At 72.4% G+C, this 1361-nt stretch carries 2 protein-coding genes; both read right to left on the reverse strand.

The window, feature by feature from the left end; all coding sequences use genetic code 11:
- Positions 1 to 54: 54 nt before the first annotated feature.
- Positions 55 to 852, reverse strand: a complete 798-nt coding sequence (locus tag BKE38_RS29705) for a class II glutamine amidotransferase (RefSeq protein WP_076960674.1) — start codon at positions 850 to 852, stop codon at positions 55 to 57.
- An 88-nt stretch (positions 853 to 940) separates the two neighbouring features.
- Positions 941 to 1336: a DUF3293 domain-containing protein gene (locus BKE38_RS29710; protein ID WP_076960675.1), complete on the reverse strand. Its 396-nt coding sequence runs from the start codon at positions 1334 to 1336 to the stop codon at positions 941 to 943.
- Positions 1337 to 1361: the final 25 nt, after the last annotated feature.

Raw genomic sequence — 1361 nt, forward strand, 5'->3', positions numbered from 1 at the left:
CGGGCGCGGCGCACTGCGCCGCGGGGGAATTCATTCCCCTCGCCGACCTCTGTCCTACGCTGCCAGCGCCTTCTCTGCTTCCACGCTGAACGGCCGTATCTCCACGGCCGCGTCCGGCTTCGCCACCAGGACGGCGTTGGCCGGGATCAGCTGCCACCCTGCCCCGCGTTCGTCGACCGGCTCGGAGACCACCATCACGCCGCCGCAGCGTCCCTGCCGCCAGTAGAGCGAGGGCGGCCGGCTGTCGGAGGACCAGCGGAAGCAGGTCAGCGTCGTGCCGTCGCTCTGCGCCGCGGCGAAGCGCAGCGGCTGGCGGGTGCCGGCCCCGGCCATCAGCCCCAGCACGCGGCCCAGGGTGCGGGCCATGGCGCCCACCGGGTCTTCCGCCAGGCCTTCGGCGAGGGCGGCCAGGAACAGCGCCTCGGTGTCGCCGGTGCCCTGGCGGTGGGCGTAGAGCGCGTCGGGGATCAGCGCCTCGATGCGGCGCTTGATCAGCCCGTAGTCGCCGACCTGGCCGTTGTGCATGAAAAGCTGCCGGCCATGCGCGAAAGGATGGCAGTTGGCCCGCGTCGTCGAGGTGCCGGTCGAGGCCCGCACATGCGCGAAGAACAGCCGCGAGCGCACCTGGCTGCAGAGCGAGCGCAGATTCTCGTCCGACCAGGCCGGACGGATCTCGCGGTAGAGGCCGGGCTCCTCCCGCTCGCCATACCAGCCGAGGCCGAAGCCGTCGCCATTGGTGACGGTCTTGCCCTCGTCGGCATGCATCGACTGGTGGATCAGCGAATGCGCCGGCGCGCAGACCATATCCGACAGAAAAATCGGGTCGCCGCGATAGGCGAGGAAACGGCACATCGGCAGGGCTTCTCTACGACGTCTCCATTCTTCGACACCCGCCGCCTTCCTGCAATCAGTTCGTCATGAATCCTGCGCCATTCCCGCGTCATCGCAGCCAGAGCAGCCGCGCCGGGCGCCGCGGCGCCACCAGCAGGACGGCGTTCTGCCGGAAGGCACGGCCGATCCGCGCCGCCAGCGCCGGGCGCAGCGGGAAGGCCAGCAGCATGGGCTCGCCGGGATGGTCGTCATCCGGCTGGCCGAAGCCCTCGGCAAGGCGCAGTCCCTGACCGCGCAGCACGGCCCGCAGCCGGGCCTGGGCGCGGTGGTTCGCCGGCCGCCCCTGCACCACCGAGCGCGGGTTCCAGCCGGTGACGAAGGCCCCCTGCCCCACCCATCCCGGCCCGCGCTGCCCCAGCCGGACCGCCACCCTCCGGCCGCGATACCGGGCGCGGTAGGTCGTGGCGGCGTAGGCGGCCCGCCAGCGCTGCGCGGCCGCGACCATTCAGCCGGTGACGAAGCAGGCGCGG

This window comes from Teichococcus deserti, from assembly GCF_001982615.1.
GTDB lineage: Bacteria > Pseudomonadota > Alphaproteobacteria > Acetobacterales > Acetobacteraceae > Pseudoroseomonas > Pseudoroseomonas deserti.

What these genes read in the sequence shown, in the direction of transcription:
- BKE38_RS29705 (WP_076960674.1), bottom strand. Translation starts at nt 852, where the DNA reads ATGTGCCGTTTCCTCGCCTATCGCGGCGACCCGATTTTTCTGTCGGAT.
- BKE38_RS29710 (WP_076960675.1), bottom strand. Translation starts at nt 1,336, where the DNA reads ATGGTCGCGGCCGCGCAGCGCTGGCGGGCCGCCTACGCCGCCACGACC.